Genomic DNA, 15,865 nt, shown 5'->3' on the forward strand with positions numbered 1-15,865 from the left:
CGTCGTACGGATGACGGCACAGAGCTGCCCCCTCGCCCTTGGCGGAGGAACGAGGGGGCAGCGGTCGGGGGAGGGGCGGCCGGTGTGCGTCAGCCGTCGCGCCTCGGCTGTTGCGTGTCACCCGTCGTGTGTCAGCCGTTGCGCGGGCCGGGGAAGGCGGTCGGCCTGGGCTCGTCGCGGAGTGTGGGGCTGCCCGCGGTGGGCTGGGTCGGCATCGCGCGGGCGGCGGGGACGGACGGCAGCGGGACACCGACGGGGAGCGGGCGCGTGGCCGTGACGGTGGATGTCGACGTCACCGTGGACGTCACGGCCTGCGCCGGGGCCTCCGCGGCGCGCTCCGCCTCGGCCGCCGCCTGCGTGGTGGCCCGGCGCGCGCCGTACCGGCGGTGGACCGCCTGCTTGGTGACGCCGAGGGCCGAGCCCACCGCGTCCCACGAGAAGCCGAGCGAACGGTCGAAGTCCACCGCCGCGGTGACCAGCGTCTCGACACTGTCCCGCAATTCCTGGGCGAGGCGGACGGTCGGGGCGGGGGCCCGCCCGTACACGACGAAGCCCGCGGAGGGGCTGGAGCGGCGCGGGCGGTAGACGTTGCCGAGCTGGGCGGTCAGGGTGCGCAGTGCATCCACCTGCCGGCGGACCCGCTCGATGTCCCGCACCAGAAGGTGCAGGCTGGCCCGTGCCTGGGCGTCGTGGGTTGCGTGGTCGGCCATGAACAAGCCTCTCGAACCGGCGTTGAAAAGGATCGGGCCGTATCGCTGGCCCGTTTTGGTCAACTCTTTCTTGACCAACGCGCTAGCTCGTGAGGGGTCACGGTGCAGGGGCGTATGCGCATATGCACGGGGCGCGCGCCGCTTCGTACGCCCCCAAGAGCGTCAACCTCGGTCCACAACAGCGGTCCACAACTGCGGTCCCCAACCGCAGAGCTCGACCGAGGTCCGGAACCGCGGCTCTCCGGAAGACCGCCCGGGGCGGGTTCCCGGAGCGGCCCATAGACTGGTGCGCTGCCGTCGCCCCACCCTTGACCAGAGATCCGAGGTACCCACCAGTGAAGCTCGTCTTCGCAGGCACTCCCGAGGTCGCCGTCCCCGCCCTGGACGCCCTGATCGCCTCCGACCGGCACGAGGTGGCCGCCGTCGTGACCCGCCCGGACGCGCCCGCGGGGCGGGGCCGCAGGCTGGTGGCGAGCCCGGTCGCGGAGCGCGCGGCGGAGGCCGGCATCGAGGTGCTCAAGCCCGCGAAGCCGCGCGACGAGGACTTCCTGGCGCGGCTGCGGGAGATCGGCCCCGACTGCTGCCCCGTCGTCGCCTATGGCGCGCTGCTGCCCAAGGTCGCCCTGGACGTCCCGGCCCACGGCTGGGTCAACCTGCACTTCTCGCTGCTGCCCGCCTGGCGCGGTGCCGCGCCGGTGCAGCACGCGGTGCTGGCGGGCGACGAGATCACCGGCGCCTCCACCTTCCTGATCGAGCAGGGCCTCGACTCCGGTCCGGTGTACGGGACGGTCACCGAGGAGGTGCGGCCCACCGATACCAGCGGCGACCTGCTCACCCGGCTCGCCTTCGCGGGCTCGGGGCTGCTCGTCGCGACCATGGACGGCATCGAGGACGGCAGCCTGAAGGCGGTGCCGCAGCCCGCCGACGGCGTCACCCTCGCCCCCAAGCTGACGGTCGAGGACGCGCAGGTGGACTGGGCGGCGCCCGCGCTGCGGGTGGACCGGGTCGTCCGGGGGTGCACCCCCGCGCCCGGTGCGTGGACCCTGTTCCGCGGCGAGCGGCTGAAGATCATCCAGGCCGCGCTGGTCCCGGACCGCACGGATCTCGCGCCCGGTGAGCTGTCGGCCGCCAAGAACAACGTGTACGTGGGCTCCGGATCGCACGCCGTCGAGCTGCTCTGGGTCCAGCCGCAGGGCAAGAAGCCGATGCGCGGCGCGGACTGGGCGCGCGGGGTGCGGATCGCCTCCGGCGAGCGGGTGGGCGCGGGCGACGTAGGCTAGGTGGGTTCGACCCACACCAGCAGCGGAGCACCTTGTGAACGACCAGCCGAACCGGCGACCCCGTAACGCGGCCGGCAAGCCGGGCAAGTCCGGCAAGCCGGGAAAGCCGGGGAAGCCCTACCGCCGCCCGCAGAAGGACCCGGTCCGCATCCTCGCCTTCGAGGCGCTGCGGGCCGTGGACGAGCGCGACGCCTACGCGAACCTCGTCCTGCCGCCCCTGCTGCGCAAGGCCAGGGAGAAGGACGAGAACTTCGACGCGCGGGACGCGGCGCTCGCCACCGAGTTGGTCTACGGCACGCTGCGCCGGCAGGGGACGTACGACGCGATCGTGGCGGCCTGCATCGACCGGCCGCTGCGCGAGGTCGACCCGCCGGTCCTCGACGTGCTCAACCTCGGCGTGCACCAGCTGCTCGGCACGCGCATCCCGACGCACGCCGCCGTCTCCGCCTCCGTGGAGCTGGCGCGCGTCGTGCTCGGCGACGGGCGGGCCAAGTTCGTCAACGCCGTGCTGCGCAAGGTCGCGCAGCACGACCTCGACGCCTGGGTGGAGAAGGTCGCGCCGCCCTACGACGAGGACGCCGAGGAGCATCTCGCCGTCGTCCACTCGCACCCCCGCTGGGTCGTCTCGGCACTGTGGGACGCCCTCGGCGGCGGCCGCGCCGGCATCGAGGACCTGCTGGAGGCGGACAACGAACGGCCCGAGGTGACGCTCGTGGCGCGGCCGGGACGTACCACCGCGGACGACCTCCTCGACTCCGTCGGCGAGGACTCCGCGCTGCCGGGGCGCTGGTCACCGTATGCCGTGCGGCTCAGCGAAGGCGGCGAGCCGGGTTCGCTGGAGGCGGTGCGCGAGGGGCGCGCGGGCGTGCAGGACGAGGGCAGCCAGCTGGTCGCGCTCGCGCTGGCGAACGCGCCGCTCGACGGCCCCGACGAGAAGTGGCTCGACGGCTGCGCGGGCCCCGGCGGCAAAGCGGCCATGCTCGCCGGGCTCGCCGCCGGGCGAGGTGCCGCGCTGCTCGCCTCCGAGAAGCAGCCGCACCGGGCCGGTCTCGTCGCGCAGGCGCTCGCCGGCAACCCCGGTCCCTACCAGGTCATCGCGGCCGACGGGACCCGTCCGCCGTGGCGGCCCGGCACCTTCGACCGCGTCCTGATGGACGTGCCGTGCACGGGGCTCGGCGCGCTGCGCCGCCGCCCCGAGGCCCGCTGGCGCCGCCGCCCGCAGGACCTGGAGGGCTTCGCCCCGCTCCAGCGCGGCCTGCTGCGCAGGGCGTTGGAGTCCGTCCGCGTCGGCGGTGTCGTCGGATACGCCACGTGTTCGCCGCACCTCGCCGAGACGCGGGCCGTCGTGGACGACGTGCTCAAGCAGACCGGCGGCGCCGAACTCATCGACGCGCGTCCGCTGTTGCCGGGTGTGCCGGCGCTGGGGGACGGGCCCGACGTGCAGTTGTGGCCGCATCTGCACGGGACGGACGCGATGTATCTGGCGCTGATCCGACGGACCGCTTGATTCTGTTCCTGTGCCGCCGAGTGTGACGACCGCGACGGATCACTCGGCGGTGTCGTGCGTGGGTGTCTCCGAGGGCGGGCGTCGGCGTGGTGGCCGCAGCCTGGAGATGGCCACCAGTTGCGCGCGCCATGCGATCAGCTCGTCCGACCGGTGGTCGGGAGGGGCGCACTCCTCGCCGTACTCGTCCCAGGAGAGCAGGGTGCGTACGAGCCACATCACCTTGTCCCGACCCACGTACCGGGCGTTGAAGGCGGCGCTCTGCGTCGCGGCCGACAGCACCGCCTTCCCCCCGAACAGTTGTTTGGCCCGGGCTTCGACCGTGCGCATCGAGGGGTCGCCGCGCTCGGCCTTCAGTCGTTTCAGGCTGTCCGCGAGGCGTCGCAGATTCTCCTCGTAGGCGTGGAGGGCATGGTCGGCGCGGACGTCCTCGGTGGGCGGCTCGCCGGCCGGGCGGGTGGCTTCTGCTGCCGCGGCCGGCGGGACGCTCACGGAGTGCGGGGTCTCGTGCGGTGTGCCGCCCGGCCGGGGCACGTACACGCGGCTCGGCGCCGGTCCACTCGCCCCGGGCGCTTCTGCCTTGGACGCATGCGCACCTGAGTTGCCGTTCCTGCTAGTCGGCGGGGCCTCGAACGACTCCAACGCCTCGAGCACGTCCTGGACGCGGGAGATCTCGGCGTTGATGTCCTCACGGCGACGCATCAGGATGCCGAGCTCGCGCCTTCCCTCCTCGACTGTGCGCTCGGCCTCGAGGACTGCCTCGGCCTTGATGTTCTTGGCCTCCCGCAGCAGATGCTTGACCTGCTCGGCGGCGGCGCTGCGCATTCTGCCCGCCTCGTCCTTGGCCTCGGCGATGATCCGCGCGGCGCCGCCGCGTGCGTGGGCCAAGTACCGCTCCACGGCCGCGGCTTCCGCCGACGGGTCCGTCGGATCGCCCGGGTGCCACGTCCAGTACCCCTTCTGGTCCATCGGCCCAGCCTGGCAGAGGGCCGGCCGGGCCGGTCCGATGCACGGAACATCACCGAACTGGAAGGAACGGCGCCGAACTTGGCTGAACGTGCCCGAACAACGGCGAACGCGGGGGCGACTCAACGGTGTTGTACGCCGGTGATCGGGTCTCTGCGGATTCGTTCGCTCCAGACGCACCCTCGTGGAAGGCGCTTCCACAATCGAGCCATGACACCCTTCCTCTCCCTGCACAGCGCTGTCGTCCTGCTCGCCGCGCTCGTCATCGGTCTCGTCATCGGCGGACTCACCGTGCTCACCGGTGTCCATGTCGCCGCCGCCGTCATCGCCGGCCTCGCCAGTGCGGGCAGCAGCATCCCTGCGCTGCACGCCCTCATCCGGTGACTCACGGACGCCTCGCCAAGGGGTGGGGCCACCACACCTTCGGCCCCACGTCCAGGAACAGTGACGTGACCAGGATCGACCGTACGACGAAGGTGTCGAGCAGGACGCCGAGTGCCACCGCGAAGCCGATCTCGGCGAAGGCCACCATCGGGAGCGTGCCGAGTGCGGCGAACGTGCCCGCGAGGACCAGGCCCGCCGAGGTGATCACCGCGCCGGTCGCGGCGAGGCCCGTCAGGACGCCCGCTCGAGTGCCCTGGTGGCCCGCCTCCTCGCGGATGCGGGTCGACAGGAAGATGTTGTAGTCGATGCCGAGGGCCACCAGGAACACGAAGACGAAGAGCGGGAAGTCGGTCGGCTCGCCCGCGTAGTCGAAGAGGTGGCGGAAGGCGAGCGCGCTCAGGCCGAGCGCGGTGGCGAAGGACAGGACCACGGTGGCGATCAGGAGGAGCGGGGCCACCACCGCGCGCAGCAGCACGGCGAGGATCAGCAGGACCACGACCAGGACCAGCGGGATGATCAGCTTGTTGTCGTGGGCGGTGGCGCGGTCCATGTCGAGCAGGGCCGCCGTGCCGCCGCCCACCCGCGCGTCCGCGTCCGGGACGGCGTGGACGGCGTCGCGCACCCGCTCCACGGTCTCCTTGGCGGCCGCGCTGTCGGGCGGGTCGGTCGCCGTCGCCTCGAACAGCACCTTGCCGTCGTGCTCGGACTTCGTCCCCGGCGGGCGGGCGACGCTGTCGGGCACGATGCCCCGGGTCTTCCGGACGGCCTCGGCGACCTCGTCGCCGCGCGCCGCGTCCGCCACGATGACCAGCGGGTCGCCGGAGCCCGCGGGGAAGTACCTCGCCTGCACCTCCTGGCCGGTGATCGAGTCCGGCTTGTCGGTGAACGCGTCGGCGTTGCTGAGCCCCTCGGCCCGCAGTTGCAGCAGCCCGAGCGAGAGCAGGGCGAGGGCCGCCGCCGTGACGCCCCAGATCAGCCGCGGGCGGCGGTCGATGCGCCGGCCCGTGCGGGCCCACACGCCGCGCTCGGTCGGCTCGGGGGAGCCGACGTGCGGGACGAGCGGCCAGAAGAACCACCGGCCGAAGATCACCAGGAGGGCCGGGAAGAGCGACAGCATCGCGAGGAGCCCCACCGCGACGCCGATCGCGGCGACCGGACCGAGGCCGCTCGTCGAGTTCATCTCGGCGGCGAGCAGCACCAGCATGCTCAGGACGACGGTCGCGCCGGACGCGAGGACCGCGGGGCCGGCCCGGTGCAGGGCGAGCGCCATCGCCTCGTGACGGTCCTCGTGGCGGCGCAGTTCTTCGCGATAGCGAGCGACGAGAAGCAGCGCGTAGTCGGTCCCCGCGCCGAACACGAGCACGGTCAGGATGCCCGCGCTCTGGCCGTTGACGGTGAGGTCCGCGTGCTCGGCGAGCAGATAGATGAAGGCCTGGGCCGTGAAGAGGGCGGTGATCACGGCGAGCAGCGGCGCCAGGAGCAGCGTCGGGCTGCGGTAGGTGAACAGCAGGATCACGACGACGATGCCCGCCGCCGCGAGCAGCAGCGTCGAGTCGATGCCCTCGAAGGCCTCGGCGGAGTCCGCGGCCGTGCCACCAGGGCCGGTGACGTGCACGGCCAGTCCGTCGCCGCCGTCGCCGACCCGCTCCCGGACGGCGTCGACGGCCGGACCGATGCGCTCCCAGCCCTCGGCGTCCATGGTGACAGGGACGAACACCTGGGCCGCCTCGGCGCCCGACTTCTTGTCGAAGACGGGGCCGCGGGTCTCGGCGCCCCGGGTCCCGTGGTCGCGCAGCGCCTTCGCCTGCCGTACGTCCTCGGCGATCTGCGCGCGGTCCGCCGCGGTGAGTCCGCCTTCGCGGGCGTACACGACGATGACGGGGATCACCTCGGGCCTGAAGTCGGCGGAGACGTCCAGGACTTGGGTCGATTCCGCGGAGCCGGGCAGCCAGGACTCCGCGTCGTTCTCCTGGGCGTCGGTGAGTTTCTGGGCGAGTGGCGCGGCGACGATCAGCACCACCAGCCAGAACAGCACCACCAGCCACTTGGTGCGCCGCCCGCACACCAGCCACGCGACCCCGCGTCGCTCCCGCCGCCGTTCGTCCGCCATGGCTTCCCCCCGCTCGCCGTGCGCGGTGCCGCTTGACCGTCCAGCATGACACTCGGGGGGTGCGCGCGGGAGCCGCTGTGCCCAGGCGGTGGACTGCGGTCGGCGACGCGCGCCGGGCATGGCAGGCTTGGGGTATGGCCGTGCAGATCAACCCCAGCATCCTGTCCGCGGACTTCGCCCGTCTTGCCGAGGAGGCAAAGGCTGTCGAAGGCGCCGACTGGCTCCATGTCGACGTGATGGACAACCACTTCGTCCCGAACCTGACGCTCGGTGTGCCGATCGTAGAGTCGCTGGCCCGTGCGACGGACACGCCTCTGGACTGCCATCTGATGATCGAGGACCCCGATCGCTGGGCCCCGCAGTACGTCGAGGCGGGTGCCGGGTCGGTCACCTTCCACGCCGAGGCCGCCGCCGCGCCGGTCCGTCTCGCCCGCGAGATCCGCGCCAAGGGCGCCCGCGCCTCCATGGCGCTGAAGCCGGCGACGCCCATCGAGCCGTTCGAGGACCTGCTCCCCGAGCTCGACATGCTGCTGATCATGACGGTCGAGCCGGGCTTCGGCGGCCAGGCGTTCCTGGACATCATGCTGCCCAAGATCCGCCGCACCCGTGAGCTCATCGCCAAGCACGGCCTGGAGATGTGGCTGCAGGTCGACGGCGGTGTCTCGGCCGAGACCATCGAGCGCTGCGCCGAGGCCGGCGCCGATGTCTTCGTCGCGGGCTCGGCGGTCTACGGCGCCAAGGATCCGGCGGAAGCGGTACGTTCATTGCGCACCCAAGCGCAGGCAAAGACCGCGTCAAGCGGCTGGGCGTGCGACCACTGAGCCAAGGGAACGTGAACGCAGTCCCTCAGGGCTGATCGACTAGGCCGGATCTGCAAGGATGAACGGCGAACCCAGTTTGTGAACAGCAGTGAGGAGAGCGCCGTGTCGGCCATGTCGGCGGGTCGGTCAGCCATGCGGATGGGACCCGCGGAGCTGGTGCAGGCGGCGGCCATGGCCCGCCGCTTCTACCTCGAGGGCAAGTCCAAGATCCAGATCGCCGAGGAGTTCGGCGTCAGCCGCTTCAAGGTGGCCCGGGTCCTGGAGACCGCCCTCGAGCGGGATCTCGTGCGCATCGAGATCCGGGTCCCAGCGGAACTGGACGCCGAGCGCTCGGACGCGCTGCGCGCCCGCTATGGACTGCGGCACGCGGTCGTCGTGGAGTCCCCGGCGCCGACCGACGAGATCGAGGACTCGCCCGACCCCGAGAATCTCGGCGAGGTCGCGGCGGATCTGCTCGGCGAGCTGGTCAACGAGGGCGACGTCCTCGGCCTCGCCTGGGGCCGCTCCACGATCCACATGGCGGCCGCGCTCGACCAGCTGCCGCCCTGCACGGTCGTGCAGCTGACGGGGGTGTACGACGCAGGGACCGCCGAGCGCGGCTCCGTCGAGGCCGTCCGCCGCGCCGCCCAGGTCTCCGGCGGCGAGGCCCACCCCATCTACGCGCCGATGCTGCTGCCGGACCCCGCGACCGCGGCGGCGCTGCGCAACCAGACCGGCATCGCCCGCGCCTTCGAGTACTTCGACAAGGTCACGGTCGCCTGCGTCTCCATCGGCTCCTGGGAGCCGGGCATCTCCACCGTCCACGACATGCTCAGCGACGAGGAGCGCGCGCACTACGCCTCGCTGGGCGTGGCCGCCGAGATGTCCGCGCACCTGTTCGACGCCGAGGGGCGTCGGGTCGGGCGGGACCTCGGGGAGCGGTGCATCACCGTCGAAGCGGACCGGCTGCGACGGATCCCTGAGGTCGTCGCCATCGCGGGCGGACAGCGGAAGGCTGCCGCCATTGACGCGGTGCTGCGGTCCGGGCTCGTCACCAGTCTGGTGACGGACACGGCGGCGGCCGATCAGCTGCTCGTCGCCGGGGCTGCGCCTCGGCCCGCGTTGAACCGGGCGGACCCGGACGGTAGCTGAGTTCCTGCGGGAGGGTGGGGGCTGGTCGCGCAGTTCCCCGCGCCCCTAAAGGGGCGCCGTGGCAGGGTCTGACGCATGGTGCACCGATTTGTTCCTCGCGTCATGGCGGTTCTGTTCGTCTGCTTCGCGGTCTTCGTCGCCGGGTGCTCGTCCGGGGGTAATGACGGGGACGCCCCTGCCTGGGCGCGCGGCATGGACACCGTCACGGTCAGTGCGTTGCCTGCCGAGGCGCGGAAGACGCTGCGGCGCATCGATGACGGGGGGCCCTTCCCATACGAGAAGGACGGTGCCGTCTTCGGGAACTTCGAGCGGGAGCTGCCGCGCCAGAAGCGCGGTTACTACCGCGAGTACACCGTCCGCACGCCCGGCGAGCGCGACCGCGGGGCCCGGCGGATCGTCACCGGCGGCGGGGGCGAGATCTACTACACCGACGACCACTACGCGTCCTTCAAGGCGGTGCTGAGGTAATGCCCGGCGGTACTGACAGCAGCAGCTCACCCCACCCCAACCCTCTCGCGCCCGTCCTCGACGCGGCGCGCGGCGCGGGCTGGACCACCGCGACGCTTTCCCTGGCGGGGGTCACGGACAAGGCCGCGTTCATGGAGCGCTGCGCCCGCGGTCTCGGCCTGCCCGACTGGTTCGGGCACAACTGGGACGCCCTCGCCGACTGCCTCACCGACCTGTCGTGGGCGCCCGCCGCGCGGGGACGGCTGCTCGTCGTCTCCGAGTGGCAGGAGTACGCGCGGGGGGCGCCGGGGGAGTGGCGGATCGCGCAGGAGGTGTTCTCCGCGGCGGTCGAGCACTGGCGGGACGCGGAGACCGGTCTGGAGATCGTCCTCGCGCTCGGACCGGCCCCCGCACCCGCCCCCGACCCCGCCGACACAGAGCGTGCCGAGTCCTGAACGGACTGTTCCGCTTCCGGCCGGGGCTTGGATGATCCGACCACCGCCCGTACGGCCCCCCTGGGTGATCGTCCCAGGCGGCATAACCCGGTCGGCATGGGAGAATGAAGTACGTGCTTTTCCCTCGGCCTAACTGTCCGGGGGCCACCTCTGATCGACTGGGATGAGCAGCACGTGCGCTTCCTCAATGACATCCAGCCTGCGTACGACCTGACGTACGACGACGTCTTCATGGTCCCGAGGCGCTCCGCCGTCGGCTCCCGCCAGGCCGTGGACCTCTCCTCGCCCGACGGCACCGGCACCACGATCCCGCTGGTCGTCGCCAACATGACCGCGATCGCCGGCCGGCGCATGGCCGAGACCGTCGCCCGCCGCGGTGGCCTCGTCGTCATCCCGCAGGACATCCCGATGGAGGTCGTCACCGACGTCATCTCCTGGGTCAAGACGCGCCACCACGTCCTGGACACCCCGATCGTCCTGGCCCCGTCGCAGACCGTCGCGGACGCGCTGGCCCTCCTGCCCAAGCGCGCGCACAACGCGGGCGTCGTCGTCGACGCCGACCAGAAGCCCATCGGCGTCGTCACGGACACCGACCTGAGCGGCGTCGACCGCTTCACGCAGCTCTCCGAGGTCATGTCCAGGGACCTGCTGCTCCTGGACGCCGACATCGACCCGCGCGACGCCTTCAACAAGCTGGACCACGCCAACCGCCGGTACGCCCCGGCCGTGGACAAGGACGGCCGCCTCGCGGGCATCCTCACCCGCACGGGCGCCCTCCGCGCGACGCTCTACACCCCCGCCGTCGACGCCGACGGCGGCCTGCGCATCGCCGCCGCCGTCGGCATCAACGGCGACGTGGCGGGCAAGGCCAAGCAGCTCCTCGACGCGGGCGTCGACACGCTCGTCGTGGACACCGCGCACGGCCACCAGGAGTCGATGATCTCCGCGGTCAGGGCCGTGCGCGCGCTCGACCCGCAGGTGCCGATCGTCGCGGGCAACATCGTCGCCGCCGAGGGCGTGCGCGACCTCATCGAGGCCGGCGCCGACATCATCAAGGTGGGTGTCGGTCCCGGCGCCATGTGCACCACGCGCATGATGACCGGCGTCGGCCGCCCGCAGTTCTCCGCGGTGCTCGAATGCGCCGCCGAGGCCAAGAAGTTCGGCAAGCACGTCTGGGCCGACGGCGGTGTCCGCCACCCGCGCGACGTCGCCATGGCGCTCGCCGCCGGCGCCTCGAACGTCATGATCGGCTCCTGGTTCGCGGGGACGTACGAGTCCCCGGGCGACCTCCAGCACGACGCCCAGGGTCGCGCGTACAAGGAGTCCTTCGGCATGGCCTCCGCCCGTGCGGTGCGCAACCGCACGTCCGAGGAGTCCGCGTACGACCGTGCCCGCAAGGCGCTTTTCGAGGAGGGCATCTCCACCTCCCGCATGTTCCTCGACCCGACCCGTCCGGGCGTCGAGGACCTGATCGACTCGATCATCGCGGGCGTCCGCTCCTCCTGCACGTACGCGGGCGCGGCCTCCTTGGAGGAGTTCGCCGAGCGGGCCACCGTGGGTGTGCAGAGCGCCGCGGGCTACGCGGAGGGCAAGCCGCTGCACGCCAGCTGGAGCTAGGCGCTTCGCGGGGAGCTGCGCCCTCCCGGCCGCGGGGCGACCGCGGCTGGTCGCGCGGTTCCCCGCGCCCGTGACGGGGTGCCTCGGGTCAGCCCCGTACCGCTGCCGTGTATGCCTCGATGGCCGGGCGGGGCGCTCGGCCCAGCAGGGTGCGGAGCGCGCCCCGGTCCTCGACCCCTGTGCCGTCCAGGAAGCCGCCCGCTATCGCCGAGTACGTGCTCATGAGCATCGGCACCTGGAAGGGCAGCGCCTGGCCGGCGGCGGTCAGCGCCTCGCGGGTCGCGGCGAGCGTGCCCGGTTCGTACGATCCGCCGACCGCGGCGGCAAGATCGGCGCCGCCCAGGGCGTGCTCGCCGACCAGTTCGTAGGTGCGGCCCCGGTGGGCGGCCGGGTCCTTCGCCACCCGCACCGCCACCTCGGCCAGGTCCTCGCGCGCCACGGCGGCGAGGCGGCCCGCCCCCAGCGGCGCGGCGATGGTCCCGTCGGGTCCCGGCGCCGCGACGGCGGCGAGGAACTCCGCGTACAGGCCGTTGCGGAGCACCGTCCAGTGCAGCGAGGAGCCGCGCAGTCTGCGCTCGGTCCAGCGGTGGGCGAGCGCGTACGTCAGATGGTCGCCGTCGCCGCTGAGGCTGGTGTAGACGAGGTGGCCGACGCCCGCCTTCTCGGCGGCGGAGATCACGGCTTCGTGGCGTGAGACGACCACGTCGTCCTCGGCGGCGCCCGCCGAGATGACGAGGAGGGTGTCGACGCCGGTGAAGTCCAGCGACGCAGGGTCGTCGAAGTCGACGCGGCGCCCGCCGGGCGCGGGGTTGCGGCTGCCGATGACGACGTCGTCGCGGTCCGCGACGCGGGCGGTGATGAGCGAGCCGAGTGCGCCCGTGGCGCCGGTGATCATGAGCATGGGAAGGTTCCCCCGTGGTGAGTGGTTGTGCCCGCCGTCCGGGCGGGGCCCGCAGTCCGGGCCGGGCCCGGTGACCGGGCCTGTGACCATGGTGACCCGCGTGACGCAGGCGCATAAGGAGGCACTTTCATGTCAGCAGGGCACACGGCGGTAACCACCCCGCAGGCCGGCTCGGCCCCCGCCGAGCCCGTCATCAGCTGTGAGACCCCGCAGGACGAGTGCGGGGTGCGGGACGTCCTCGACCGGCTCGGCGACAAGTGGTCCGTGTACGTGGTGGTCGAACTGGCCTCGGGCGTCCTGAGGTTCAAGGAGCTGCAGCGCCGGATCCACGGCGGCATCTCGCAGCGCATGCTCACCCTCACCGTGCGCCGCCTGGAGCGCGACGGCCTGGTCAAGCGGACCGTCTACCCGACGATCCCGCCGCAGGTCGAGTACGAACTGACCGCGATGGGCCACAGTTTCACCCACCTCGTCAAGGCGCTCGCCGACTGGTCCATCGACCACCGGCCCGCCATCGCCGCCGCCCGCGAGGCCTACGACGAAGCGGCCCGCGACTGACAGCCCGTGCCGTAACCCTTCCGCACCGCGGACGCCACCGCCTCCGCGAGGACACGGTGGCCCGCGTCGCCCGGATGCACCCCGTCCACCAGGTGCCCGGCGTCCAGCAGTTCACCGCCCGGCAGCAGCTCGGTCCGCGCGTCCAGGGCCGCCCGCTCCACGGCGGTCCGCAGGTCCCGGAGCGTGGCGCCGAGTACGTTCGGCACCGCCTCGGCGTCCGGGCGGACCACGGGGGAGACGACCAGGAGGGGGGTGCTCGGGTGGCCCCGGCGGACCAGATCCAGGAACGCCCGCACCGTCTCGTACAGCAGCCTCGCCGAATGCGGTACCCGCGACCAGCAGTTGGTGCCGAAGGCGAGGGTGATCAAGTCGGCGTCCAGTGAGGCGAGTTGCTCGGCCGACGCCAGTTCCCCGCGTGCCGCGCCCGCGTAGCCGAGGTTCACCGTCTCCACGCCGAGGGCCCGCCCCGCGAGCGCCGGCCAGGCGAGATGGGGCCGCGAGGCCGACCAGCCCTCCGCGACCGAGTCGCCGTGGACGAGCCAGCGCGGCCGGCGGACGGCGGGCGTCAGGGTGCCGTCCACCGGGCGCACCCCGTGCAGGGCGGGCCGCAGGGTCTCCGGCAGGTGCAGGGTGAACTCGCCGTCGGGGGAGGGGAGTTGGATGAGCGCCCGGTGTTCGCCGGGTGAGGCCGGTGTGTCGGTGGCGTCCTCGCCGGCGAGGAGTGTGAACATCGCGGGCGCGTCGCGGTGGGCGTCCGCTCCCTCGGGCGGTGACGCGGTGTACGCGACCTCGACGGCGCTCACTCCGTGCGCCGTGAACTCCAGGCGCACCCCGGCGGGCAGGCCCGCCCGGTCCCACGTGTCCCGGGGCAGCCGCTCCCGGTCGGCCGGGTCGGCGCGCACCACCCGGCCGTCCCCGGTCCACCAGGGCGCGCCCCGCACGAACTCCCTCACCGCGCGCCGCCGATCGTCGGGTACGGGAACTTCACGCCGACCCCGCCGTCCACGACGAGCGTCTGCCCGGTGACGTAAGACGAGAGCGGCGAGGCGAGGAACAGCAGGGCCGACGCGATGTCGGAGGTCTCGGCGACGCGGCCGAGCGGCGCGTTGCGGGCGTTGCGCTCGCGTCCCTCGTCGCCGACCAGGGCGGCCACGCGCGGGGTCCACACGACGCCGGGCGCCACCGCGTTCACCCGCACGCCGCGCGGGCCGTACTCCACCGCCGCCGAGCGGACCAGGGAGACCAGGCCCGCCTTGGCCGCGCCGTACGCGGCGTGCAGGGGCGCCGCCGTCAGCCCCGACACCGACGCCACGAAGACCATCGCGCCGCCGCCCCCGCCGGCGAGGGCCTCGCCGCCGTACCGCACGGCCAGCCAGGCGTGCCGCAGGACCACCGAGAAGTGCCAGTCCCACGCCTCGTCGTCCAGGTCGGCCAGGGGCGCGTAGCGGGCCATGCCGACGATGTCGACGACGCCGCCGACCGGCCCCCACTCCCGGCGCGCGGACGCGAAGAGGTCCCGCACCTCCTCGCGCCGGGTCACGTCGGCGACGTACGGGACCCCGCCGGTCTCGGCGGCCACCGCCTCCGCCCGCGCCTTGTCGACGTCGACGCACAGCACCCGCGCGCCCGCCGCCGTCAGCGCGTGCGCGGTCTGGCGGCCGATGCCGTTGCCCGCGCCCAGCAGGACGAAGGCGCGGCCGTCCAGGCGGTGCAGGGCGGCGTAGTCGGGGACGGGGGAGGTGTCCAGGGGCTCCGTCATGCGGGCGTTCCCCTCGGCACGTACGACGCGAGCTCCGGGATGACTTCCTTGCCGAGGATCTCGATCGTCCGCAGGATCTCGCGGTGCTCCAGATAGCCCCACTGGACGTAACAGATGAGCTGGTCGATGCCGAGATCGGCGTAGCGCTTGGCCTTGCGGACGATGGTCTCCGCGTCGCCGATGAGGATCATGTCCCCGGCGTCGAACTCCTCGACGGGCACGCTGCCCTCGATGATCGGCGTGAGGAACGGGAAGGTCCGCTCGCGCTCCTCGGGGCTCAGGTGCGGCAGCTCCCAGTCGAGCGTGAACTGGGCGAGGTTGCGGTACCACCACGCGACCGAGTCCCAGACGCGCTTCGACGGCCGGTCCGCCGCGTGCACGAGGGTGTACGCGCTGACGCGGTCCGTGGTGACGTCCGTGATCGGGGACGGGGTGCGCGCCGCCCTGCGGTACGCCGCGACCTGGCGCGCCATCGCCTCCAGCGGCTGCATGATCGAGAAGGAGAGCAGCCCGAGGCCCGCCGCGCCCGCGACCTCCGCAGAGCCGGGCGACGTGGCGGCCATCCAGCACGGCGGGTGCGGGTCCTGGACCGGCTTCGGGGTGACCATCCGCCGGGGGAAGCTGAAGCGTTCCGACTCGTACGCGAAGTACTCCTCGCGCCACATGCCCGTGACGATCTCGATCGCCTCGCGCCAGTCGGAGCGCGATTGCTCCCTGTCGACGCCGAAGGCCGTCTGCTCCATGGGGGTCGAGCGGCCCGTGCCCCACTCCACGCGGCCGTCGGAGAGCACGTCCACCGCCGCGACCTTCTCCGCGATCCGCTGCGGCGGCGTGAAGCCGAAGGGGGTGAGCGTGACGCCGAAGCCGAGGCGGATGCGCTCCGTCAGCGCCGCGAGGTGGCCGAGCAGGACCTCCGGCGCGGGGCAGTGCGAGCGGCCCTCGCGGAAGTGGTGCTCGACCGCCCAGACGGTACGGAAGCCCATCCGGTCGGCGAGCCGGATCTGCTCGACGGCCTCGCGGTAGGCGCGCTGCTCGGCGGCGCGCTGACCGTGCGGGTGGGGCGCGCCCCACGGTTTCGGTACGTCGATCTCGTACAGGACGTCGAGGTCCATGCCGTGCCTCCGTCTCGGGCGAGAGGCGTGCACGATGCGGCAGATCTGACGAAGTGTCAACAGCGCTCGGCGAGGTACGGAACGCAACGGACGAAACGGACGGCGCAACG

At 72.9% G+C, this 15,865-nt stretch carries 16 protein-coding genes; 9 read left to right on the forward strand and 7 right to left on the reverse strand.

The annotated features are described in order from the left end of the window. Positions 1–131: 131 nt before the first annotated feature. Positions 132–710, reverse strand: coding sequence for a hypothetical protein (locus tag ACZ7LU_RS27840; protein ID WP_398312190.1), 579 nt, complete (start codon positions 708–710; stop codon positions 132–134). 335 nt (positions 711–1,045) lie between these two features. Between ACZ7LU_RS27840 and fmt the strand changes: the two genes are divergently transcribed. After that, positions 1,046–1,990 carry a methionyl-tRNA formyltransferase gene (gene fmt / locus ACZ7LU_RS27845; RefSeq protein ID WP_468092846.1) on the forward strand — a complete coding sequence of 315 codons (945 nt, stop codon included), beginning with the start codon at positions 1,046–1,048 and terminating at the stop codon, positions 1,988–1,990. Between the two features lie 34 nt (positions 1,991–2,024). Continuing rightward, positions 2,025–3,497, forward strand: a complete 1,473-nt coding sequence (locus ACZ7LU_RS27850; RefSeq protein WP_468316702.1) for an RsmB/NOP family class I SAM-dependent RNA methyltransferase — start codon at positions 2,025–2,027, stop codon at positions 3,495–3,497. A gap of 39 nt (positions 3,498–3,536) precedes the next feature. Here the strand turns inward: ACZ7LU_RS27850 and ACZ7LU_RS27855 are convergent, their stop codons facing one another. Beyond that, positions 3,537–4,463: a hypothetical protein gene (locus ACZ7LU_RS27855; RefSeq protein ID WP_398312199.1), complete on the reverse strand. Its 927-nt coding sequence runs from the start codon at positions 4,461–4,463 to the stop codon at positions 3,537–3,539. Between the two features lie 207 nt (positions 4,464–4,670). On the opposite strand from ACZ7LU_RS27855, the gene ACZ7LU_RS27860 reads away from it, so the two are divergent. After that, on the forward strand, positions 4,671–4,844 hold the full coding sequence (locus tag ACZ7LU_RS27860; protein WP_468316706.1) for a hypothetical protein: 174 nt from the start codon (positions 4,671–4,673) through the stop codon (positions 4,842–4,844). 1 nt (position 4,845) lies between these two features. Here the strand turns inward: ACZ7LU_RS27860 and ACZ7LU_RS27865 are convergent, their stop codons facing one another. Next, the gene (locus ACZ7LU_RS27865) at positions 4,846–6,954 is read right to left on the reverse strand and encodes an MMPL family transporter (protein ID WP_471918308.1); all 2,109 of its coding nucleotides are present in this window, start codon (positions 6,952–6,954) and stop codon (positions 4,846–4,848) included. A 134-nt stretch (positions 6,955–7,088) separates the two neighbouring features. Between ACZ7LU_RS27865 and rpe the strand changes: the two genes are divergently transcribed. The 5 genes from rpe (at position 7,089) to ACZ7LU_RS27890 (ending at position 11,425) form a co-directional block, all read left to right on the forward strand. After that, positions 7,089–7,775, forward strand: coding sequence for a ribulose-phosphate 3-epimerase (rpe, locus tag ACZ7LU_RS27870; protein ID WP_398312208.1), 687 nt, complete (start codon positions 7,089–7,091; stop codon positions 7,773–7,775). Between the two features lie 78 nt (positions 7,776–7,853). Next, positions 7,854–8,906, forward strand: coding sequence for a sugar-binding transcriptional regulator (locus ACZ7LU_RS27875; protein ID WP_150165561.1), 1,053 nt, complete (start codon positions 7,854–7,856; stop codon positions 8,904–8,906). A gap of 75 nt (positions 8,907–8,981) precedes the next feature. Continuing rightward, complete coding sequence (locus tag ACZ7LU_RS27880; protein WP_471918309.1) at positions 8,982–9,374, forward strand: guanyl-specific ribonuclease; 393 nt, start codon at positions 8,982–8,984, stop codon at positions 9,372–9,374. Next, the gene (locus ACZ7LU_RS27885; RefSeq protein WP_471918310.1) at positions 9,374–9,808 is read left to right on the forward strand and encodes a barstar family protein; all 435 of its coding nucleotides are present in this window, start codon (positions 9,374–9,376) and stop codon (positions 9,806–9,808) included. Before ACZ7LU_RS27880 ends, ACZ7LU_RS27885 begins: the two co-directional genes overlap by 1 nt. Before the next feature lie 174 nt (positions 9,809–9,982). Next, on the forward strand, positions 9,983–11,425 hold the full coding sequence (locus ACZ7LU_RS27890; RefSeq protein ID WP_471918311.1) for a GuaB1 family IMP dehydrogenase-related protein: 1,443 nt from the start codon (positions 9,983–9,985) through the stop codon (positions 11,423–11,425). An 88-nt stretch (positions 11,426–11,513) separates the two neighbouring features. Here ACZ7LU_RS27890 and ACZ7LU_RS27895 read toward each other — a convergent pair whose 3' ends face one another. After that, positions 11,514–12,326, reverse strand: a complete 813-nt coding sequence (locus tag ACZ7LU_RS27895; protein ID WP_471918312.1) for an NAD(P)H-binding protein — start codon at positions 12,324–12,326, stop codon at positions 11,514–11,516. Positions 12,327–12,455: 129 nt separating this feature from the next. Here ACZ7LU_RS27895 and ACZ7LU_RS27900 point away from each other — a divergent pair, with 129 nt between their 5' ends. Beyond that, positions 12,456–12,884, forward strand: coding sequence for a winged helix-turn-helix transcriptional regulator (locus tag ACZ7LU_RS27900; RefSeq protein ID WP_471918313.1), 429 nt, complete (start codon positions 12,456–12,458; stop codon positions 12,882–12,884). Here the strand turns inward: ACZ7LU_RS27900 and ACZ7LU_RS27905 are convergent. Genes ACZ7LU_RS27905 through ACZ7LU_RS27915 form a run of 3 tightly spaced genes read right to left on the reverse strand, consistent with a single transcriptional unit; the run spans position 12,860 to position 15,755 of the window. Next, a complete protein-coding gene (locus ACZ7LU_RS27905) occupies positions 12,860–13,825 on the reverse strand; it encodes a GDSL-type esterase/lipase family protein (protein WP_471918314.1) in 966 nt (321 codons plus the stop codon). The genes ACZ7LU_RS27900 and ACZ7LU_RS27905 overlap by 25 nt on opposite strands. 8 nt (positions 13,826–13,833) lie before the next feature. Continuing rightward, positions 13,834–14,643 (reverse strand): SDR family NAD(P)-dependent oxidoreductase, encoded by an 810-nt coding sequence (locus ACZ7LU_RS27910; protein ID WP_471918315.1) that lies wholly within the window; start codon positions 14,641–14,643, stop codon positions 13,834–13,836. After that, positions 14,640–15,755, reverse strand: a complete 1,116-nt coding sequence (locus ACZ7LU_RS27915; protein ID WP_470985659.1) for an LLM class flavin-dependent oxidoreductase — start codon at positions 15,753–15,755, stop codon at positions 14,640–14,642. Before ACZ7LU_RS27915 ends, ACZ7LU_RS27910 begins: the two co-directional genes overlap by 4 nt. Positions 15,756–15,865 lie beyond the last annotated feature (110 nt).

Source organism: Streptomyces sp. NPDC039462 (assembly GCF_055639375.1).